The organism is Pseudomonas sp. PDM31 (assembly GCF_019218965.1).
Classification (GTDB): Bacteria; Pseudomonadota; Gammaproteobacteria; order Pseudomonadales; family Pseudomonadaceae; genus Aquipseudomonas.
In genome coordinates, this window is the sequence record NZ_JAHUWS010000002.1 from 315,573 (window position 1) to 336,294 (window position 20,722).

General features: G+C 60.2%; 22 protein-coding genes and 2 pseudogenes. 11 read left to right on the forward strand and 13 right to left on the reverse strand.

Features of this window, described 5'->3' with window-relative positions; all coding sequences use genetic code 11:
- Positions 1-3 precede the first annotated feature (3 nt).
- Positions 4-1,392 (reverse strand): SrfA family protein, encoded by a 1,389-nt coding sequence (locus KW839_RS04635; RefSeq protein WP_218423582.1) that lies wholly within the window; start codon positions 1,390-1,392, stop codon positions 4-6.
- Positions 1,393-1,525: 133 nt separating this feature from the next.
- Here KW839_RS04635 and KW839_RS04640 point away from each other — a divergent pair.
- Positions 1,526-1,708: pseudogene (locus KW839_RS04640) on the forward strand (DUF4432 domain-containing protein); the annotation flags it as partial.
- Positions 1,709-1,723: 15 nt separating this feature from the next.
- Here KW839_RS04640 and KW839_RS04645 read toward each other — a convergent pair.
- Both KW839_RS04645 and KW839_RS04650 read right to left on the reverse strand, forming a co-directional pair.
- Entirely contained in the window at positions 1,724-3,217 is a 1,494-nt protein-coding gene (locus KW839_RS04645) for a YifB family Mg chelatase-like AAA ATPase (RefSeq protein ID WP_060542540.1), read from the reverse strand.
- 215 nt (positions 3,218-3,432) lie between these two features.
- Positions 3,433-3,693 (reverse strand): accessory factor UbiK family protein, encoded by a 261-nt coding sequence (locus KW839_RS04650; RefSeq protein WP_060542539.1) that lies wholly within the window; start codon positions 3,691-3,693, stop codon positions 3,433-3,435.
- Between the two features lie 410 nt (positions 3,694-4,103).
- Between KW839_RS04650 and glnK the strand changes: the two genes are divergently transcribed.
- The 4 genes from glnK (at position 4,104) to sutA (ending at position 6,876) form a co-directional block, all read left to right on the forward strand.
- Positions 4,104-4,442 (forward strand): P-II family nitrogen regulator, encoded by a 339-nt coding sequence (glnK, locus tag KW839_RS04655; protein WP_002555808.1) that lies wholly within the window; start codon positions 4,104-4,106, stop codon positions 4,440-4,442.
- A gap of 35 nt (positions 4,443-4,477) precedes the next feature.
- The gene (locus tag KW839_RS04660; RefSeq protein ID WP_060542538.1) at positions 4,478-5,815 is read left to right on the forward strand and encodes an ammonium transporter; all 1,338 of its coding nucleotides are present in this window, start codon (positions 4,478-4,480) and stop codon (positions 5,813-5,815) included.
- 213 nt (positions 5,816-6,028) lie between these two features.
- On the forward strand, positions 6,029-6,454 hold the full coding sequence (locus KW839_RS04665) for a secondary thiamine-phosphate synthase enzyme YjbQ (protein ID WP_060542537.1): 426 nt from the start codon (positions 6,029-6,031) through the stop codon (positions 6,452-6,454).
- Between the two features lie 101 nt (positions 6,455-6,555).
- A complete protein-coding gene (sutA, locus tag KW839_RS04670) occupies positions 6,556-6,876 on the forward strand; it encodes a transcriptional regulator SutA (RefSeq protein WP_060542536.1) in 321 nt (106 codons plus the stop codon).
- Positions 6,877-7,064: 188 nt separating this feature from the next.
- Here the strand turns inward: sutA and KW839_RS04675 are convergent, their stop codons facing one another.
- From KW839_RS04675 to KW839_RS04700, 6 genes are read right to left on the reverse strand one after another with little or no spacing between them, the layout of a single operon-like run.
- Entirely contained in the window at positions 7,065-7,775 is a 711-nt protein-coding gene (locus KW839_RS04675) for an HAD family hydrolase (RefSeq protein ID WP_218423583.1), read from the reverse strand.
- Positions 7,772-8,671: a tyrosine recombinase XerC gene (gene xerC / locus KW839_RS04680; RefSeq protein WP_218423585.1), complete on the reverse strand. Its 900-nt coding sequence runs from the start codon at positions 8,669-8,671 to the stop codon at positions 7,772-7,774. The genes KW839_RS04675 and xerC overlap by 4 nt, the downstream gene beginning before the upstream one ends.
- 2 nt (positions 8,672-8,673) lie before the next feature.
- A complete protein-coding gene (locus KW839_RS04685; protein ID WP_218423586.1) occupies positions 8,674-9,399 on the reverse strand; it encodes a DUF484 family protein in 726 nt (241 codons plus the stop codon).
- A gap of 13 nt (positions 9,400-9,412) precedes the next feature.
- Entirely contained in the window at positions 9,413-10,243 is an 831-nt protein-coding gene (dapF, locus tag KW839_RS04690) for a diaminopimelate epimerase (protein ID WP_060542532.1), read from the reverse strand.
- Positions 10,244-10,247: 4 nt separating this feature from the next.
- Complete coding sequence (gene lysA / locus KW839_RS04695; RefSeq protein WP_218423587.1) at positions 10,248-11,495, reverse strand: diaminopimelate decarboxylase; 1,248 nt, start codon at positions 11,493-11,495, stop codon at positions 10,248-10,250.
- A 12-nt stretch (positions 11,496-11,507) separates the two neighbouring features.
- On the reverse strand, positions 11,508-11,681 hold the full coding sequence (locus tag KW839_RS04700) for a lipoprotein (RefSeq protein ID WP_034147687.1): 174 nt from the start codon (positions 11,679-11,681) through the stop codon (positions 11,508-11,510).
- 329 nt (positions 11,682-12,010) lie between these two features.
- Here KW839_RS04700 and cyaY point away from each other — a divergent pair, with 329 nt between their 5' ends.
- From cyaY to rnk, 3 genes are all read left to right on the forward strand, one after another.
- Positions 12,011-12,343: an iron donor protein CyaY gene (gene cyaY / locus KW839_RS04705; RefSeq protein WP_060542530.1), complete on the forward strand. Its 333-nt coding sequence runs from the start codon at positions 12,011-12,013 to the stop codon at positions 12,341-12,343.
- Positions 12,344-12,347: 4 nt separating this feature from the next.
- Positions 12,348-12,620 carry a DUF1289 domain-containing protein gene (locus KW839_RS04710; protein ID WP_218423588.1) on the forward strand — a complete coding sequence of 91 codons (273 nt, stop codon included), beginning with the start codon at positions 12,348-12,350 and terminating at the stop codon, positions 12,618-12,620.
- Between the two features lie 205 nt (positions 12,621-12,825).
- Positions 12,826-13,236: a nucleoside diphosphate kinase regulator gene (rnk, locus tag KW839_RS04715; protein ID WP_060542529.1), complete on the forward strand. Its 411-nt coding sequence runs from the start codon at positions 12,826-12,828 to the stop codon at positions 13,234-13,236.
- A 4-nt stretch (positions 13,237-13,240) separates the two neighbouring features.
- Here rnk and KW839_RS04720 read toward each other — a convergent pair whose 3' ends face one another.
- From KW839_RS04720 to KW839_RS04730, 3 genes are all read right to left on the reverse strand, one after another.
- A complete protein-coding gene (locus KW839_RS04720; protein WP_218423589.1) occupies positions 13,241-16,084 on the reverse strand; it encodes a class I adenylate cyclase in 2,844 nt (947 codons plus the stop codon).
- A gap of 194 nt (positions 16,085-16,278) precedes the next feature.
- Positions 16,279-16,524 carry a TIGR02647 family protein gene (locus KW839_RS04725; RefSeq protein WP_060542527.1) on the reverse strand — a complete coding sequence of 82 codons (246 nt, stop codon included), beginning with the start codon at positions 16,522-16,524 and terminating at the stop codon, positions 16,279-16,281.
- A gap of 335 nt (positions 16,525-16,859) precedes the next feature.
- Positions 16,860-17,144 (reverse strand): hypothetical protein, encoded by a 285-nt coding sequence (locus KW839_RS04730; RefSeq protein WP_046039010.1) that lies wholly within the window; start codon positions 17,142-17,144, stop codon positions 16,860-16,862.
- A gap of 125 nt (positions 17,145-17,269) precedes the next feature.
- Here KW839_RS04730 and KW839_RS04735 point away from each other — a divergent pair, with 125 nt between their 5' ends.
- Positions 17,270-17,929: a glutathione S-transferase family protein gene (locus KW839_RS04735; protein WP_218423590.1), complete on the forward strand. Its 660-nt coding sequence runs from the start codon at positions 17,270-17,272 to the stop codon at positions 17,927-17,929.
- Positions 17,930-18,032: 103 nt separating this feature from the next.
- Here KW839_RS04735 and argH read toward each other — a convergent pair whose 3' ends face one another.
- Positions 18,033-19,427, reverse strand: a complete 1,395-nt coding sequence (gene argH, locus KW839_RS04740; protein ID WP_060542525.1) for an argininosuccinate lyase — start codon at positions 19,425-19,427, stop codon at positions 18,033-18,035.
- Between the two features lie 342 nt (positions 19,428-19,769).
- On the opposite strand from argH, the pseudogene KW839_RS28030 reads away from it, so the two are divergent.
- Together KW839_RS28030 and KW839_RS04745 are read left to right on the forward strand one after the other, a co-directional pair.
- Positions 19,770-19,892, forward strand: a pseudogene (locus KW839_RS28030) (sensor histidine kinase); the annotation flags it as partial.
- A complete protein-coding gene (locus KW839_RS04745; protein WP_060542524.1) occupies positions 19,889-20,635 on the forward strand; it encodes a LytTR family DNA-binding domain-containing protein in 747 nt (248 codons plus the stop codon). The pseudogene KW839_RS28030 and the gene KW839_RS04745, both read left to right, overlap by 4 nt.
- Positions 20,636-20,722: the final 87 nt, after the last annotated feature.

The window sequence follows — 20,722 nt, forward strand, 5'->3', positions numbered from 1 at the left end:
GGGTTATTCCGTTTTTTCGGCCGCTTGCCGCATGGACATGGGGAATTGTTCTTTTCCGTAACCGCCAGTGCAGTCCGCGACCGTGGTGGCCCCTGGGCGGCAGTTGACCTTGGGCATGTCGTAAGTGCTGCCATCGCCGCAAACGGCCTGGCCCTGGCTGTCGATGGCCAGGCTGCCACCCTTCATGGTAGCGCTTACCGGTCCGCTGCATTTGGAACCGTCGGCCTGGTGTACGGTGACTTGGCCCTTACCGTCCTTGAGCTGGTATTCCAGACGCAGCGGTTTGCCAGTCCGGCGGTCTTGTATCCCGGCGCCTGCGTTGTACTGACCGTCGAGGAACTTGGCGGCACCGTCGGCGGCGTCTGGCGGGATGCTCAGGGGAGGGCCGGCTTTTGGGGCCGCAGGTTTTTCGGCCTCGGGTGATGTGATATCCGGCGGCGCGGTTTTGTTTTCGGGTGGTGTGGCTGGCGATTCGGCGGCAGGGTCCGCTGCCGGGTCTTTGGCCGGGTCTTGGGTCACGCCGGTGGGTGCTGCGTCAGCCTCGCTACCTTCGACCGCCGGCGCTTCCACGCCATGAGTTCCGGTCACAGCGGTGCCAGTTCCTGTGGTGGAGCCCACGACAGTGCCATTCACCGGAACGCCATTCAACGTCGTGACATTGCCAGGCAGTTTCGGATCTTCCAGTTGTTTTTCCACCGGCACGATGCCCTCAGGCAGCAGGTCTACCGCCACCGACGGAATCGGCACGCAACCGCGCAGGCCGAGCAGCAACCACAAAAGCAGCAGCAGGAGCGGCAGCAGCAACAGCCACCACCAGCGGCGCCACCATGGACGAGCAACCACCGGCACGACGGGCGCCACAACAGGCGCTTCGACCGCGGGTGGCGGCGTGAACGCGGGCGGAATCTGATAGAGGCAGTGCAATGGATCGCCAATGCCGGTGCCGGCATGCTCGAAACCCCAAAAGGTGAGCACGGGTTTGCCTTGCACCAGGTAGACGAAGTTTTCGTCGGGGAAATGAATGACGCGCTTGAGCAGCTTGCCGAACACGGCTTTGTCGCCTTGCTGCGGTTCGCCGGAATCAGTGACCAGGAAACGCTGGCTCAATTCCTCGAGCGCAGTTTTCAGCGATTCAAGCTGGCGACGGGCAGGGGCGCGTTCTTCTTCGGTCGCGCTGCTCCAGGGAATAACATCGCCTTCGAGGGCGCTGTACCAATCGATCTGGTTGCCGAGTTCATCGCTTTGAGGGATGGCCAGATGATCGACCAAATCGGGGTTCTTGCGGCGAATGGCTTCGCGCAATTGCAGGGCTGCCCGGTAGACCGGTTGACCTGTTTCGCCGAGGGCAGTGAATGACCCGCTCTTACCGCTGCGTAATAGTGCCCCGCGCATTCAAACTCCATACGATCCGTTGCGCAAAAATGACAGACAAATGTGTCTGTACTTGCTCCTGCATTTAGCGTGCGACATTGATGTCATTATGATATCGCAGACAATCTGCCGGAGGTTCAATCCGTATGAGACTAACGTAAGCGTGCGGAGGTTGCATAAGGTCAAATTTAATTGGCTTGGGAAGGCTCGAGCGAAGGGCGTCAGCATCGTCGACAACGATAACGGCACGATGAAACTCTCGGTGGTGCCGACTCGCGGCATGAACGTCTTGCAGGACCGGATCGGCAATATGCGCATGGGCTGGGATTCGCCGGTCACAAAGCACTTTGAGCTACTGGCTTGTTGGCCGGTATTGCAGCGCTTCGGCCAAGTGCTCGCGTCTGATCTCATCGACTTGTTCAAGGTCCGCAAGGGTGCGCGCTACTTTGAGCAGTCGATGGGCCGCTCGCAGTGACAAGGTCAGTCGTTCACACGCCGTCTCCAGCCAGGTTTCGTCTGTTGTGGATAACTTGCAGTGTCTGCGCAGGCCCGGCAAGTCGAGAAAGGCATTGGCACAGCCTTGGCGCTTTTGTTGCCGTTCCCGTGCATCGGCAACCGACTCGGCGGCGGTGGCAGTGTCGTCGCCGGGTTTTAACGCAGGATTCAATGCCGTGGCTTCGCGAGCAACCGTCAGGTGCAGATCAATACGATCCAGCAGTGGCCCCGACAGTTTGTTGCGATAGCGCTGAACCATGTCCGGCGTACAGGAACAACGGCCACTCGGTTCGCCAAGATATCCACAGGGGCAGGGATTCATCGCGGCGACCAGTTGAAAGCGCGCCGGGAAGCGTACGCGGTCCTTGGCGCGGGAAATCACGATGTGGCCGGACTCCAGTGGCTCTCTCAACACCTCCAATACCTTGCGATCAAACTCCGGGAGTTCATCGAGGAACAGCACGCCATGATGGGCCAGGGTGATTTCGCCGGGTTGTGGTTTCGAGCCACCGCCCACCAGTGCCGGTCCTGAGGCGGAATGGTGTGGTTGTCGAAAGGGGCGCTGTGGCCAATGGCTGAGCGGCACACAACTGGTGACCGATTGAATCGCCGCGACTTCCAGTGCCTCGCTTTCGGCCAAGGGCGGCAACAGGCCCGGCAAACGACTCGCCAGCAGCGTCTTGCCCGTGCCGGGCGGCCCGCTGAACAACAGGTTATGCGCCCCCGCCGCAGCAATCAGCAAGGCCCGTTTGGCGGCTTGCTGACCTTGTACTTCATTCAAATCGGGGTAGGGCTTGCTGGCGTGCATCAACCCATCGGAGACGAAGGGCTCAACAGGCGTATGCCCGTTGAAGTGCGCCACGGCCTGCAGCAAGTGATCCACAGCGATCACCTTTAGCCCGGACGCGAGGCAGGCTTCCTCGGCATTCGCCCGTGGCACCATCAGCACCCGCCCGGCCTTGCGCGCCGCCAGCGCAGCCGGCAATACGCCCTTCACGGCACGTATCGCGCCCGAAAGCGCCAACTCCCCCAGGCACTCCACGTCATCCAGAGTCAGCGTCGGCACCTGCACGCTGGCTGACAGAATCCCCAAGGCAATCGCCAGATCGAACCGCCCGCCATCCTTGGGCAAATCTGCGGGCGCCAGATTCAGCGTGATCCGTCGCGCCGGAAATTGCAGCCCTGAATTGATGATCGCACTGCGCACCCGATCCTTGCTTTCCTTCACCGCCGCCTCTGGCAGACCGACCATGGTCAGTGACGGCAAACCATTGGCCAGGTGGACTTCAACGGTGACAGCGGGCGCATCCACGCCAATCTGGGCGCGGCTGTGGACGATGGAGAGGGACATGGTCGTTCCTTGAGGTGACGGGGAGCCGCTTCCTGCGGGTTTTTCAAGGGTAGTTGCGGGGTGAGGTTTTCGCGTCGCGGCAGAGAAGACAAACTTTCTCAGGATGTTGCTGATACCACCGCTCCATCGCACAAGCTGTAGGAACCGGCTTGCTGGCGATGGCGATCTTGAGGGCGCTATCGCTGGCAAGCCAGCTCCCACAGGGATCGCGGTGTTTACTCGGTGGGTGGAGTGAGCTTCGCTTCCATCTCAGCCACTTTCGTTTCCAGTGCCTCCAGCCGCGCCCTGGTCCGCGCCAATACAACCATCTGGCTATCAAATTCTTCCCGGCTGACCAGATCCAGTTTGCTGAAGGCGCTCTGCAGCAACATTTTGAACTGGCTTTCGATTTCACTTTTCGGCAGCGGGGTGTCACCGCTGAAGAGGCGGGAGGCGGTGCCGCTCAGGGCGTCGAGGAAGTCTTTGGGCGCGAGCATGGGGAAATGTCCTGATAGCAATGGCGGGCAGTGTATCACGCAGCATCTATAGTCATTTGCGCGGGCAAGGGATGCACGCTTTTCGCGCATATGGACGGACGGTGTCGCACCGTTGTTGTGCGTATCGCGTCGCGTGTTGTGGCGAAGAAGCAGTCATCTGCGGGTAAAGGCTTGAAAACAGTAGTTTTTGTGGAGATGGCAAGCTTTCTGCTTAGACCCTGATGACCCATGCACTGATGCAGTCACTGTGACGAACGCAGTGCGCCAAGCGAAGCGGGGGAGTGTTTCGTGAGGGGCGTCGGACGGGCAGGTCAGGGCCGACGATGCGTTACAAAGCCAGGCACTGCGCTTAGACTTGAGACGGGTTTGTTTTCCTGGGGCAAGTCCACCAAATTCGGGAGAGAGTTTTCATGAAGCTAGTCACTGCCATCATCAAGCCGTTCAAGCTGGACGACGTACGCGAGTCGCTGTCCGAGATCGGCGTGCAGGGCATTACCGTCACTGAGGTCAAAGGCTTCGGTCGGCAGAAGGGTCACACCGAGCTGTATCGCGGCGCGGAGTACGTGGTCGATTTCCTGCCAAAGGTGAAGATCGACGTCGCCATCGACGACAAGGATCTGGACCGGGTCATCGAGGCCATCACCAAGGCCGCCAACACCGGCAAGATCGGTGACGGCAAGATCTTCGTGGTCAATCTGGAACAGGCGATTCGCATCCGTACCGGCGAAACCGATACCGACGCGATCTAAGCCGCTACAAACCCAACGCCCCAGGAGAAAACAATATGACTCTGCGTAAATTCGCAGGGCTAGGAGCCCTGTTGTCCATCGTAATGCCCAGCCTTGCTTTGGCGGCAGACGAAGTGGCGGCCCCAGTCCTCAACTCCGGCGACACCGCCTGGATGCTGACCTCGACAGCCCTCGTGCTGTTCATGACCATTCCTGGCCTCGCGCTGTTCTACGGCGGCATGGTTCGTTCCAAAAACATTCTTTCCGTGATGATGCAGTGCTTCGCCATTACCGGTCTGATCAGCGTCCTGTGGGTCATTTATGGCTACAGCATCGCGTTCGACACCACGGGCATGGAACAGGGCGTCGTCAACTTCAACTCGTTCTTCGGTGGCATGGGCAAGGCCTTCCTGGCCGGTGTCACGCCTTCGAGCCTGACCGGCCCTGCGGCGCTGTTCCCTGAAGCGGTGTTCATCACCTTCCAGATGACCTTCGCCATCATCACCCCGGCGCTGATCGTCGGTGCCTTCGCCGAGCGGATGAAGTTCTCCGCGATGCTGATCTTCATGGGTGTGTGGTTCACCCTGGTGTATGCACCGATCGCGCACATGGTCTGGTCCGGCAACGGCGGCCTGATGTGGGACTGGGGCGTACTGGACTTCGCCGGCGGCACCGTGGTGCACATCAATGCCGGTGTGGCCGGTCTGGTCGCCTGCCTGGTACTGGGCAAGCGTAAAGGCTTCCCGACCACCCCGATGGCTCCGCACAACCTCGGTTACACCCTGATGGGCGCGGCCATGCTGTGGGTCGGCTGGTTCGGTTTCAACGCCGGTTCCGCCGCTGCGGCCAACGGCACCGCCGGTATGGCGATGCTGGTGACCCAGATCGCAACCGCTGCTGCGGCACTGGGCTGGATGTTCGCCGAGTGGGTCACCCACGGCAAACCAAGCGCGCTGGGCATTGCTTCGGGTGTGGTCGCCGGTCTGGTAGCCATCACTCCGGCTGCTGGCACCGTTGGCCCGATGGGCGCACTGGTGATCGGTCTGGCGGCTGGCGTGGTGTGCTTCTTCTGCGCTACCACGATGAAACGCAAGCTCGGCTATGACGACTCCCTGGATGCGTTTGGCGTCCACGGTATCGGCGGCATTCTCGGCGCAATCCTGACCGGTGTGTTCGCTGCACCGTCCCTGGGTGGCTTCGGCACCGTGACCGACATCGCTGCACAAGTCTGGATTCAGTGCAAAGGCGTGGGCTTCACGGTGATCTACACCGCAGTCGCTACCTACATCATTCTCAAGGTGCTGGACGCGGTCATGGGCCTGCGCATCAACGAAGAAGAAGAGGCGGTCGGCATCGATCTGGCGCTTCATAACGAGCGCGGCTACAACTTGTAAGCAAGCGTATGAAAACTTGCCCGGCTTGCCGGGCATTTTTTTGTCTGGAATTAGTCATTCAACTAGCGGCTGAAGGGTTTTTACCTGCAAGTTGTATGTCGTCGATGTCCGGTGTTTTTGTGCGGTCGAAGGCTTACATGATTGAAGGAATATTAGGGCCTTTGTTTTTTCCCAGAGCACGCTAGAATGCGCCCCGAACGTGCGGAGAACTGTATGTGGCAACAGACTCTGATTACCCTGCGGGCGAGGCCCCGGGGCTTTCATCTGGTAACGGACGAGTTACTCGCCGGCCTGCCTGAACTCAAGGCGTGTCGGGTCGGTCTGTTGCACTTGTGGCTGCAGCATACCTCGGCGTCGTTGACCATCAACGAGAACGCCGATCCGGCGGTACGTCGCGACTTCGAACGATTTTTCAATCGTCTGATCCCACAAGGAACAGACGGCTATGAGCATAACGACGAAGGCCTGGACGACCTCCCGGCGCACTTCAAGTCCAGCGTGCTTGGCTGTCAGCTCAGTTTGCCGATTGCGGCAGGCAGGCTGGCGTTGGGTACCTGGCAAGGCGTTTATCTGGGCGAGCACCGTGATCATGGCGGTGCTCGTAAAGTCCTCGCCACCGTGCACGGTGAAGGGGCATAACCGCTGGTCAGCAGCGGTTGTTGAATTTTTTCCGGCAGCCTTCGACATAGGGCAAAGCTGGGCTATAACTAATCTGCTTTTCGCAAGTCATGAGGTAGAACATGAGCGACGATGATCTGGAAAACGACGACCTCGAAGTAGGCGACGACGAAACCGAAGAAGGTCTGGAAGCAGCGGCGGAAGACGTCGCTGAAGACGACGGCGGTGATGCGCCCGTTCCGACCGCCAAAGGCAAAGCCAAGGCAGCGGTATCGGTCGATGAGCTGCCGAGTGTCGAAGCCAAGAACAAGGAACGAGACGCCCTGGCCAAGGCCATGGAAGAGTTCCTGGCTCGCGGCGGCAAGGTGCAGGAAGTGGAGGCCAATGTGGTCGCCGATCCTCCCAAGAAGCCTGACAACAAGTACGGCAGCCGGCCTATCTGAGGCTGTCTTGCTTACTGAAAAGGCCCGCCGTCGCTGCGGGCTTTTTCATGCCTGAAAATCGAGGATACGCCGACAATCTCCTTGTGGGAGCGAGCTTGCTCGCGATAACGGTGGGTCAGGCAGGATCAATTTTGAATGTGACGGCCTCATCGCGAGCAGGCTCGCTACCATAGGGGGTGTGTGTGATTTCAGGCCGGGTGTCTGGGGTTCCACCGCGCCAACAACGCCGGCAACTCGGTCAGGCTGCGGATTTCTGCATCCGGCAGATGCTCGGCTTCCCAGGCCTTGCCCGCCGGGTTGAACCAGATCGCCCGCAGCCCTGCTTGCTGGGCACCGGCAATGTCGTCGCCCGGATGGTCGCCAATATGTACTGCCGTCTCGGCAGTGGCGTCTCCACGCTGCAACGCCTCATGGAACAATCGCGCATCCGGTTTGCCAATGCCGATGTCTTCGGCGCACAGCGCAAACCTGAAATAATCCGCCAGCCCCAGGCGCCGGATATCAGCGTTGCCGTTGGTGACCACGCCCAAGGTGTAATGGTTGGCCAGTGCTTGCAGGGTCGGTTGCACCTCCGGAAAGATTTCCAGTTGGTGGCGGGCGTGCAAAAACACTTCGAAGCTCTGGTCGGCCAGGTCGGACGCTACTGCGTGAGCGTAACCGGCTTCTTCCAGCGCCTGGAACAACACCCGTCGACGCAATGCGCTGATGCGATGCTTGAGGTTCGGCTCGATGCTCAGGATGCGTTCGCGAATGGCCCACAGATGCTCCACCGGCACCGCCCCGAGGGCGGGAGCATGTTCGCTCAGCCATTCACGCAAAACGGCTTCGGCGCTGACGATCACCGGGGCGGTGTGCCAAAGGGTGTCGTCGAGATCGAAGGTGATCAACTGAATGCTCATGAATCATCGCCTTTCATGCGTTTGGCTCGTGGGTGGGCGCTGTCATAGACCGTTGCCAGGTGCTGGAAATCCAGGTGGGTATAGATTTGCGTGGTCTTGATGTCCGAGTGACCGAGCAATTCCTGTACGGCCCGCAGGTCCTGGGAAGACTCCAGCATGTGGCTGGCGAAAGAGTGTCGCAACATGTGTGGGTGCAGGTTCTGCCCTAGCTCGCGTTCGCCGGCTGCCTTGACCCGACGCTGGATCGTCCGTGGGCCCAGGCGCTGGCCTTGCTGGCTGACAAACACCGCATCGTCCGCCGGGTTGGCCAGGGCTCGTAATGGCAGCCACTGTTCCAGCGCCTCGCGAGCTTTTTTTCCCACGGGTAGCAGACGGGTCTTGCTGCCTTTGCCGAGCACCTGGACCATCCCGTCGGCCAGATCGAGCTGGTCGAGATTCAGCCCGGTCAGCTCCGAAAGTCGCAGCCCGGAAGAGTAGAACAGTTCCAGGATCGCCTGATCACGACGGGCCAGAAAGTCATCTTCCACCGCACCCTCAAGCAGTTGCAAGGCGCGGTCGGTGTCGAGGGTCTTCGGCAGGCGGCGCTCGCCTTTAGGTGGCGCGAGACCATTGGCCGGGTCGTGATCGCACAGGCCTTCGCGGTTGAGGTAGTGATAGAGCCCGCGGACCGCCGACAGCAAACGCGCCAGACTGCGGGACGACTGGCCTTGGGCATGCAGGCGGGCGATCAGGCTGCGCAGGCGCTGGATATCCAGCGCCGCCCAACTGTCGATGTTCTGCTTGACGCACCAGCCGAGCACTTTATCGAGGTCGCGGCGGTAAGCCGACAAAGTGTGCGGCGACACCTGCCGCTCACTGCGCAGGTGTTCGCAGTAAGCGTCCAGTTGCCGTTCCATGGTCAGCGTACCGAGCGCAGGTTGCTGTTGACCCGTGGCAGCACGCGGCCCATGACTTCGGCGATGTAGCTCAGGAACAAGGTGCCTACTGAGCTTTTGTATTGCTGTGGATCTCGGCTGGCGATGGCCAGGATACCGTGGATGCCCTGATGGCTGATGGCGACGACGGCGGTGGAGCCGATCTGCTTGCGCTGATCCTCACCGAACAGGAAGTCCAGTTCATGCTCGCGCAGACTGCCGCTGACGCTTTTGTCTTCCGAGAGCAAACCGCCTATGGCCACCTGCGCTTCGGCGTGGGTGACCCAGCGGCCGACTGGCATGGCGTTGTCGCCCAGCAGGATGAGGCTGACGAAGGGCACCTGGAAATCCTGGCGCAGACTGTCTTCGACGCAGATCACTACGTCTTCGAGGCTGGTGGCGTCCATCAGCGCAAGGATCAGGCGGCGGGTCTTATCGAACAGCCGGTCATTGTCGCGGGCCACATCCATCAAATGCGAGAGGCGATGACGCAACTCGATGTTGCGGTCGCGCAGGATGGTCATCTGCCGTTCCACCAGCGAAATGGTGTCACCGCGCTGATGGGGAATACGCAAGGCCGGGAGCAGTTCTTCGTGCTCGATGAAAAAGTCCGGATGAGCCTCCAGGTACGCGGCAACAGCCGCCGCCTCCAGGCTTTCGGGCGCAGATTCGTCGGCTTTTCGTGCGGGTACCTGAGGCTTGTCGGTCATGGATTTCGCTCGCTCAAAGACGCACTTGTCCTTCGTATACGCGGACTGCCGGGCCGGTCATCTTCACCGGTTGGCCAGGGCCTGCCCACTCAATGGACAGGCGCCCGCCAGGCAGGTCGATCAATAGCGGCGAATCCATCCACCCCTGGCTGATCGCGGCCACTGCTGCGGCACAGGCGCCGGTACCGCAGGCCTGGGTTTCCCCGGCCCCGCGCTCCCAGACGCGCAACTGCGCGCGGCTGCGGTCAATCACCTGGAGAAAACCGACATTGACCCGCGCCGGGAAGCGCGGGTGATGCTCGATTTTCGGACCCAGATCATGCACCGGTGCATTGTTGATGTCGCTGACGCGCAGTACGGCATGGGGGTTGCCCATCGATACGGCGGCCAGATCGACCGGGTTGCCATCGACGTCGACCTGGTAACTCAAGGCCTGATCCGCAGCCTGGAATGGAATCTCGGCCGGTACCAGGCGCGGGGCGCCCATGTTGACGCTGATCTGCCCGTCGTTGCGCACATCCAGCTCGATGATGCCGCTTTTGGTTTCGACGCGGATCTGCCGTTTTGCGGTCAGGCGCTTGTCGAGGACGAAGCGGGCGAAGCAGCGCGCACCGTTGCCGCACTGTTCCACTTCCGAGCCGTCGGAATTGAAGATCCGATAACGGAAATCCACGTCCGGATTGCTCGGCGCCTCGACGATCAGCAACTGGTCGAAGCCGATGCCGGTATGCCGGTCGCCCCATTGCTTGGCGTGCTTGGGCAGGATATGCGCGTGCTGGCTGACCAGGTCAAGGACCATGAAGTCGTTGCCCAGGCCGTGCATCTTGGTAAAACGCAGCAGCATGGTTTTACTCCGGCAGCAGGCTTTCGCCAGCAAACAACTCGGCTACCGTTTCACGGCGACGCACTTCAAATGCCTGATCACCGTCCACCAACACTTCGGCGGCGCGGCCACGGGTGTTGTAGTTGGAACTCATGACAAACCCATAGGCGCCGGCCGAATGCACAGCCAGCAGGTCGCCTTCTTCCAGGGCCAGCTGACGATCCTTGGCCAGGAAATCGCCGGTCTCGCAGATCGGGCCGACGACGTCGTAGGCGCGGGCAGCAGTGTCACGCGGGCGTACGGCGGTGACGTCCATCCAGGCTTGATACAGTGCCGGGCGGATCAGGTCGTTCATGGCCGCGTCGACGATGGCGAAGTCCTTGTGCTCGGTGTGCTTTAGGTACTCGACATGGGTCAGCAGCACGCCGGCGTTTGCCACGATGAAGCGGCCCGGCTCGAATACCAGTGCCAGGTCACGACCGTCGAGACGCTCGCGCACGGCCTTGATGTAGTCGGCAGCCAGTGGCGGTTCTTCGTCGCGATAACGTACGCCCAGGCCACCACCGAGGTCGATGTGGCGCAGGTAGATACCGCAGTCGCCGAGGCGGTCGACCAGACCCAGCAGGCGGTCGAGGGCATCGATGAACGGTGGCAGGGTGGTCAGTTGCGAGCCGATATGGCAATCGACGCCAACCACTTCCAGGTTCGGCAGCTGCGCGGCACGCACGTACACGTCTTCGGCCTCAGCGATGGCGATGCCGAACTTGTTCTCTTTGAGGCCGGTGGAGATGTACGGGTGAGTGCCGGCATCGACGTCCGGGTTGACGCGCAGCGAGATCGGCGCGCGAACGCCCAGCTCGGCGGCGACCACTTGCAGGCGTTCCAGCTCGTCGGTGGATTCGACGTTGAAGCAGTGCACGCCGACTTGCAGTGCGCGACGCATGTCGTCACGGGTCTTGCCGACGCCGGAGAAGACGATCTTGTCGGCGCTGCCGCCGGCAGCCAGAACACGTTCGAGCTCGCCACGGGAAACGATGTCGAAACCGGCGCCAAGGCGCGCCAGGACATTCAGTACGCCCAGGTTGGAGTTGGCTTTGACGGCAAAGCAAACCAGGCTCGACATGCCGGCCAGCGCATCGGCGTAGGCCAGGTACTGGGCTTCGATGTGCGCGCGCGAGTAAACGTAGGTCGGTGTGCCAAAGCGCTCGGCGATGGCAGACAGGGCAACACCTTCGGCGAACAGTTCACCGTCACGGTAGTTAAAAGCGTCCATGAGGTTCCCTTATTATTGGTAGACGTCGTGCTTGTGTGCTTTGGACGGCTGCTTTTGCGAGGACTGAGCCTGCTCGGCAGGGTCCTGGTCTTCATCGGGCAGGTACAGCGGGCCTTTTTGACCGCAGGCCGACACAAGGCAGGCAACCGCGAGGAGCGCAGCAAGGGAAGAGATCAGGCGCTTCATGGCGAAATCCTTGAAAATGCGTTAATTGCGCCGGAGTATACCGGCCACCCGTCAGCTTGCCTATGCAACGGACCGCCCGTCCGGCGGGGTCTGGCTGATGTCGGCAGGCCAGTTGCGATCCCCTGTGGGAGCGGGCTTGCTCGCGAAGGCGTAGTGTCAGTCGACATTGATGCTGCCTGATACGCCGCATTCGCGAGCAAGCCCGCTCCCACAGGGATCAGTGTTGGATGTGCTGGTATGGCGCTTATTCGTTATTCTTTGCAATCGACGGGGCTCGGTCGTATCTTGCGGCGCTTGAGCCTGATCAGACACTTTTTGAGGTTGCCGTAATGAGTTTGTCCGAAGCGCGTTTCCATGACCTGGTCGATGCCACACAGCAGACGCTGGAGGACATCTTTGATGACAGTGGCCTGGATATCGACCTGGAGAGTTCGGCGGGTGTACTGACCGTAAAGTTTGAAAACGGCAGCCAACTGATCTTCAGTCGTCAGGAGCCGCTGCGTCAGCTGTGGCTGGCGGCAGTGTCCGGTGGCTTCCACTTCGATTACGACGAAGAAAGCGAGCGCTGGATGTGTGACAAGAGCGAAGAGCAGTTGGGCGAAATGCTCGAGCGCATCGTCAAGCAACAGGCCGACGTCGAACTCGACTTCGAAGGCCTGTAATTTCGTGACTGAAACAACCCCCGTCCGTGCACCCAAACCGCTTTACAGCAATGTCAGCCCGGCGGTGCCTTCACCATGCAGCGGTGTGTGCCGCCTGGACGAGCAGAAAGTCTGCCTGGGCTGTTTTCGCCATGTCGAAGATATTCGCGAGTGGCGCTCGGCCGATGATCAGCGCCGGCGGGTGATTTGTGAGCAGGCTGCCCATCGTAAAGTCTTTTGTGGCGAGGGGGCTTGTCGGAACGCCGCATCGCCGCGTTCGGCTGCGAAGCAGTCGTAAAGATTCTGGGGGCGTTACGCAACCCAGCGGGGGCAAGCCACCTCACCACGAAAGACCTGGCGACCGCTGGATCGCCCAGCTTGTATATTTATTGAGCTGTGATAGTGTCCGGATACGCCTCAACCCATCGAGGCTTGTGAAAACCCCGTCTTCTTCTGGCGGGGTTTTGCTTTTTTCGTGCAGAAGAAAGGAGTCTGCCCTGATCATGACCGCACCTTCCATCACTCTTACCCGTCTGGACGTGCAACGTCTGGAGCGCCTGATCGAAAGCCTGGATGACACGCTGCCGGGCGTTATCGCGCTGCAAACCGAACTGGATCGCGCCGATACTCTGGTTGGTCACGATGAAGTGCCCGCCGATGTCGTGACCATGAACTCCCGTGTGCACTGTCGCGAAGAAGGCAGTGGCAAGGACTATCACCTGACGCTGGTGTACCCGAAGGACGCGAACGCCGATGAAGGCAAGATCTCGATCCTGGCGCCAGTGGGCAGCGCGTTGCTGGGCCTGAAGGTGGGTCAGCATATCGACTGGCCGGCTCCAGGCGGCAAGACCCTGAAACTGACCCTGCTTGAAGTCGAATCGCAGCCGGCCAATGGCGGCGCATTCCCGGAATGATCCCTCAGACCTGATCGAGCGCCTCGTTCAGTGCGCGCTCCAGGTCGGCTTTATAGCGCAGATACAAATGAGTGGATCCCGACCCGTCACGGAGCAGGCCTGAGAGGTCCAGGTCGGTGATATAGCAGCGGTAGCGTTCGGTTTCCCGGCGCTGCCCGATGATTTCCCGGGCGACCGCGCTGAAAAGTTGGTTGCCATGCTCCAACTCCGAAAATTCCCGTTGATTGCAGTACAACGTCACCCGCACCTGGCCAGGTGCGGCTTTGCCGATGATCGCCTGGACATCGTAAAACGCTTTGTTGGCAGGGGTTTGCGGTGCTGGTCGGGGTTCGATCCGGCGCGCCCTGCCTTGGCCAGACGGCAATAATTGGCAATACAACGTATCCAGATTCAGGGGTTGGGCGGCGGCCCTCGGCAACAAGGCATCGCGCCGGTATTGGATCGATTGCAGGAACCGCTGCAACGGCACCAGCAGGCTTTGCTCATCGTGCCAGGGCAGGCATTGCTGCCACAGGGCATTGAACTCATCGAGCACGTAAAGATCGACCAGGTCTTCATTGACCCGATAGAACACTTGAACGCAGTCCGGCTGGCCCATCGGCAGCAACAGTGCGAGGTCATGCTCTTCCAGCGCCATGGCATCCAGGTGTAGCGGGCTGTAGCGGGTCAACTCCTTGCCCAGATAGTCGATCAGCGCTGGCAGCGTGGCGAGGGCGACGTGATTGACCTGGCCTGGTATCAGTTCCAGCACGTGGTAGTGCTGCTGGACCTGTATCAGGTAGCGGTAGTTGAGTCGGCTCAGTAGAAGGTTCTGTGCGGTATCGAGGGTTTCTTCCACCCGCTGCGCGATGAATGGCGCGCGGTTATGACAGAAGCACCGCACTCGCAGCCTGGGCTGTTGCGCACCGACCGGCAGATTGTTGAGGTAGTCGCGTATGCAGTCGAGCAAGGCGTTGGGGCCATCATGGTGGCTGACCAGCACTTCGTTCCAGCTGTTGATCGTGACCTGATCCAGGGTCAGGACCAGATTCTCGCGCACGCCTGCGTAGCTCAGGGAGTCGGTGCGCTCGGTGGTCATCAGGATGTTCAGATCACGATGGTGCTTGAGCGGGTCGACGCCGACGTTCACCAGAATCAGCACCTCGCTTGGCACGCTGGCGCGTAGCAAAGGCTCTTCAGCGACAGTGGCAAGGGGCAGGGCAATGCTCTGTTGCAGGCTGCCGAGCAGGTTGAACAGTTCAAACTCACTCAAATCGCTGCTGCCGGGGTGCAAGGCCAGGCGGGTACTGCTGTCGATCACGCCGTTGCGATGGCACCAGGTGAGCAGTTCCAGCAAATGGCGGCTGCGTTTGATCGGCGCGAAATGTTCCCACTCCAGTGCCGTCAGGCTGCCGTTGTACAAACCCCACTGGCCTTGCCCGGGCTCTTTGCGGTTTGGCGCATACACCAGGGTCAAGGTGTCTTCGGCCAGGTCCGGAGCAATACCGGGATTGATGAATTCGACCTTGCCTGTCTTGCGCTCGAAGGCTGCGTACAAGCGCCGGCCCAGCACACTGAGGTCGCGCTTGTTGATGCGGCTGGCGGTCTGTTCATGGCGGGCGAACCGGGTGAGGAAGCGGTAGCTGTAATTGAGTTCGTTGACCAGGGCCGTGCGCTCGGAGCTGACCTGGCGAACCTTCCACTGGCTGCGGCTATCGAGCAGTGCCAGCTGACGTTGATCCCAGTGCCATTCCCGGGCCAGGCGCTCGAGCAAGGCGCGTTGCCAGCTCTGGGCTCGACTGGTGCCGGTCAGTTTGCGATTGACCTTCAGGTACAGCGCGCGGCGCACCAGTTCCAGGCGTTCCGGTTCGTTACGGGCGATGAGGTATTCCTCGATGCGCCGGTATACCACGATGTAGGGGTCCAACTCGTCGAGGTCGAGCTGATTGGCGAACACCGCTTGTTTGAAGCGCAGGCTCAGGCAGTGGACCCTGGGGTGTTCGCTGGCGTAAACCTCGGTCAGCAGTAACTTCAGCACTGATTTGTAGGGTGACTCGATGCCCTTGAACAGTTGCCAAAGCCCGGCGCCGATAAACTCCCCTGGCGGGATCAAGGCCAGATTGCCCAGGTCAAGGGTTTCATCGGCACGGATGAAGCGCTTGGAAAGCAGCGTGTGCGTGTAACGGTCGTAGCTCGATTCTTCGTAGACCGGTACCAGCCACCAGATCGGTGTGCGTCCGGCCAGCCATATGGCGGTTCGATAAAATTCGTCCAGCAACAGATAGTGCTGGGTGGTTCCGCAATCCTCCGAGCTCAGTTGGGTATCGCGTTCGCCGCGCACGAATCGGGTCGGGTCAATCAGGAAGAAGTGCGCCTCGGCTCCCTGGCTGGCCGCCCAGGTTTCGAGCAACTGGCATTTCTTGCGCAGTTCGTTGAGTTCGCTTTCGCTCAGATCCGGAGCGTGGCAGACCCATACATCCATATCGCTCTGGTCGGCCTGTGCCAGGGTGCCGAGGCTGCCCATCAGGAACAGGCCGTGAATCGGTCGCGGCGGATTGCTGCCATGGCGTGGCTTGTAGGAAAAGGACCGGGTCAGGCGCTGGGCTTCGGCGAGGACATTGGCATCGGGCTCGAATTTCGACAGCCCGGCCGGCGTACTGCCTGAAACGTAGCCTGGCAACAACGGATGATTGACGTGAAAAAACAGCGGCAGCAGGGTCAAAACCCCTTGCTGGCGTGTCGACAGCCCTTCCATGGCCCGTGCCAGACGACCTTCGTTGAGCTTCAGAAAGCGTGCTCGCAGCTGGCCGAGTACCTTGCGGTCGATTCCCTCGTCCAGATCGGGGCGGATTTCATAGTTGCTCGTCATGTCAGCTCAAACCGGCTCGCAGGGCTCGGAGGAAGGAATCTCGGGATGAGTCGCAGTGTAGCGCCTCGGCTCCGGGATTTTTAAGCTGATTTTGTGATTTTGACGTCAGATTTCCATCGCTTGCCGATGGCAGGTCAAAGAGCAAGCCCGCGGAAATCCTCTGATGTGGTTTTCCGTGGGCTATACGGCGAAATTCAGGCGGTTTCCTGGACGCTCAGTATGGTCAGGAGCGTTTGCACATTCTGCGCGGCGTCACGACCCAGACTGGTCAGGTAGCCGCCATCAGGTTGATCGATCAATTCTTTTTCGAACAGGCGTTGGGCAGCGGCAATAGCTTTTGGAGCAGCGGTCTGATGAATTTTCAAACCTTCCTGGGAACTGTCCAGGTTGAAGAGTGCGAGGATTTCCAGTTCGGCAACCAACTCAGGGGTAAGCGACATAAGGACTCCAGACTTTCTAGGAATTGGACGACAGCGCCACTAAGGTGAGCTCACTTGCGCGGCATGTCCAGTGCTTGCGACAGGGATTTTTTGTCTTGGGATGCATTCCCCGGCCGGCTGCGAGGCAGCGGGGTTTACCCAGTGTAGTCAGGGGCTGAAAGGTGGCAGGCATGATTGGCAACAAATTGTGTGAGGCTCGCTTCGCTGTGGCGAGGGGGCCTGCAGGTACGCCGAATCGCCCTGTTTTTGCTGCGCAGCAGTCGCGAAATTGTTGGTGGGTCGCTTGGCGACCCAACGGGGGCGAGCCCCCTCGCCACAGGAATCGGTGTCGATGCCTACTGCTTTTCCGGGGGCAACTCTGGCAGCGCACGCAGCGCCGCCTCGTACCATTCGGTGTTGAACGCGCGGTCTTCTTCGAGGATCGCGTCGATTTCCACCGCTAATACGTGGGCCATCAAATTAAGGATTTCTTCGCGCTCGTAGCCCACCAGCGTCAGCTTGTTGAAGGTGGCTTTGGCCGCTGGAGGGTTGTCGCTTTCGATCTGGTTTTCGATGGCCTGGATCAGGGTGCTTTCGGCGAACTCTTCTTCGTCGTTGTCGATATCGGTTGGCTCGCTCATGGCAGGCTCCTCAGGTAAAGGCGGCCAGTTTACCCGCATTCAGGTGCGTGATGCTGCTGGCAAGAAACGCACAGGCGTTCTATAAACAGGCACCGCCAACCCCCGCACGGCCTGGAGGCTTTGTGATGATCAAGCTTTATGGATTCTCCGTCAGTAACTACTACAACATGGTCAAACTGGCGCTGCTGGAAAAAGGCCTGCCATTTGAAGAAGTGCCTTTTTACGCAGGCACCAGCCCCGAGGCACTGGCTATCAGCCCGCGTGGAAAGGTCCCGGTGTTGAAGGTAGAGCAGGGTTTCATCAATGAGACCAGCGTGATTCTCGAGTACATCGAACAGAGCCAGAAGGGCACACCGCTGTTGCCGACAGATCCGTTCGAACGTGCGCAGGTGTTGGCGTTGGCCAAGGAAATCGAGCTGTACCTCGAACTGCCGGGCCGTGCCTGCTACGGCGAGGCGTTTTTTGGTACGCCAGTGCCAGAGGCGATCAAGGAAAAGACCAAGGCCGAACTGCTACAGGGAATCGCGGCCCTGGGCCGCCACGGAAAATTCAGTCCTTACGTGGCCGGCGACAGCCTGAGCGTGGCGGATCTGTACTTCCTTTACAGCGTGCCGCTGGCCTGTGCAGTTGCCAAAAAGCTGTTTGGAATTGATCTGTTGGCAGAACTGCCGGCAGCCAAGGCGCTGCTGGAGAAGCTGGAGCAGAACCCGAATGTGCAGAAAATCGCAGCGGACAAGGAAGCGGCGATGCCAGCATTTATGGCGATGATCGCGTCCAGGAAGTGAAGTTTGTAGTGTGCTGAAGTCAGTCGTCGCAGGCAGGCCCGCCCCCACAGTGGAAAGTGTTGAATACACCTGACCCTGTGGGAGCGGGCTTGCCCGCGAAGCTTTAGCGGCTGGCGAGCAACGCCTGGCCGCGAACCACGGCAGCCTTCACCTGCGCCGGTGCAGTGCCGCCGATATGGTTGCGGGCATTCACCGAGCCTTCCAGGGTCAGTACGGCGAACACGTCCTGATCGATCTGGTCGCTGAACTTGCGCAGTTCTTCCAGGCTCATCTCCGCCAGGTCCTTGCCGCTGTCCACACCGTACTTCACGGCATGGCCGACGATTTCATGGCAGTCACGGAAAGGCAGGCCACGACGTACCAGGTAGTCGGCCAGGTCGGTGGCGGTGGAGAAACCACGCAGGGCCGCTTCGCGCATGATGGCGTGCTTGGGCTTGATCGCCGGAACCATGTCGGCAAAGGCCCGCAGCGAGTCGCGCAGGGTATCGGCGGCGTCGAACAGCGGTTCCTTGTCTTCCTGGTTATCCTTGTTATAGGCCAGTGGCTGGCCTTTCATCAGGGTCAGCAGGCCCATCAGTGCGCCGAACACCCGGCCGGTCTTGCCACGCACCAGTTCTGGCACGTCCGGGTTTTTCTTTTGCGGCATGATCGAGCTGCCGGTGCAGAAACGGTCCGGCAGATCGATGAACTGGAATTGCGCGCTGGTCCATAGCACCAGTTCTTCGGAGAAGCGCGACAGGTGCATCATGGCGATGCTGGCGGCCGAGCAGAACTCGATGGCGAAGTCGCGATCGGAAACGTTGTCCAGCGAGTTGCCGCCCACCGCGTCGAAACCCAGCAGTTGAGCGGTGTATTCACGGTCGATAGGGTAAGTAGTGCCGGCAAGAGCGGCGCTGCCCAAAGGCATGCGATTGGTGCGTTTGCGGCAGTCGACCAGGCGTTCGTAGTCGCGGCTGAGCATTTCGAACCAGGCCAGCATGTGGTGGCCGAAGGTCACCGGCTGTGCAGTCTGCAAGTGGGTGAAGCCGGGCATGATACTGGCGGCTTCGCGCTCGGCCTGTTCCAGCAGGCCTTTTTGCAGGCGGGTGATCTCGGCCAGGATCAGGTCGATTTCGTCACGCAGCCACAGGCGGATGTCGGTCGCGACCTGGTCGTTACGGCTGCGACCGGTGTGCAGCTTTTTACCGGTGACGCCGATGCGGTCGGTCAGGCGCGCTTCGATGTTCATGTGTACATCTTCGAGGTCGATGCGCCAGTCGAACTGCCCGGCCTCGATTTCGCCCTGGATGGTCTTCAGGCCATCGATAATGCTGTCGCGCTCGGCATCGGTCAGCACGCCGACCTTGGCCAGCATGGTGGCGTGGGCGATCGAGCCCATGATGTCGTGGCGATACAGGCGCTGGTCGAAAGTGACGGAGGCGGTGAAGCGGGCGACGAAGGCGTCGACGGGTTCACTGAAGCGGCCGCCCCAGGACTGATTGGTCTTGTCAGTGCTCATGAATTCGCTCGTATCGGCTTGAAGTAAGAAGGCGTGGAACGCTGGCGCGGATAATAACAGGGTTGTCATTGCTGGCGTTGACGCTGGTCGACCGGTTTTTTTTCGCAATGCGAGCCCGCTCGGGTCAGGTCCTGTGCAATTTTGCAAAACGATATTTACCAATTGAGCAATAACGTCCCGCCAACCGTCTACAGTTGGAAAGTAGGATCGGCGCACTCCTTTGTGCGGCTGCAGGCTATAAGAAGAGGGGGGGTGTTCAGATTGCGTATCAACAAACCCTTTGGCGATGTATCGCCAGTGCGGGCATGGACCGCCAATCGCCCGGCGGATGAAAATTTAGCCGCCGGATTCGCGGCACTTTTTGACGCTCGCGCTAGTCTTAGCGTGGATCGCGGTGACAGACGTCACTTCACCTGTCTACGCTATCCTTGTGCGAGACTCACGCAGGAATCCAGCGCAATATGAATGTCCTGATCGTTGATGACGAAACCCTGGCCCGCGAGCGCCTGAGCCGAATGGTTGGCGAACTCGAGGGATACAGTGTCCTGGAGCCCAGCGCCACGAATGGCGAAGAGGCCTTGGCACTGATTGACAGCCATAGACCGGATATCGTGTTGCTCGATATTCGCATGCCGGGTCTCGATGGCCTGCAAGTGGCCGCGCGTTTATGCGAACGCGAAACACCGCCCGCCGTAGTATTTTGCGCCGGGCCCGATGAATTTGCCGTGGAAGCCTTACAGGCCAGCGCCGTAGGCTATCTGGTGAAACCTGTGAGAACTGAACAGTTACATGACGCATTAAAGAGAGCCGAACGCCCCAACCGCGCTCAGCTCGCCGCACTGACCCGCCCTGCTGCCGACAGCGGCAGCGGCCCGCGCAGCCATATCAGCGCCCGGACCCGTAAGGGTATCGAGCTGATTCCGCTGGATCAGGTGGTCTATTTCATTGCCGACCACAAATACGTGACCTTGCGCCACGAAGGCGGCGAAGTGCTGCTCGATGAGCCGCTCAAGGCTCTTGAAGACGAGTTCGGCGACCGTTTTGTGCGCATCCATCGCAACGCCCTGGTCGCCCGTGAGCGCATCGAACGATTGCAGCGCACACCCCTGGGGCATTTCCAGCTGTTTCTCAAAGGCCTCAATGGTGATGCCCTGATCGTCAGCCGGCGCCATGTAGCTGGCGTGCGAAAAATGATGCAACAGCTTTAATTCGCCATTTACAGGCGGATTGCACACCCGATTGCCGGACATCCGGGGCCAGGGAGGCCGGGCAGTATCTGATACAAGTCAAAGTGG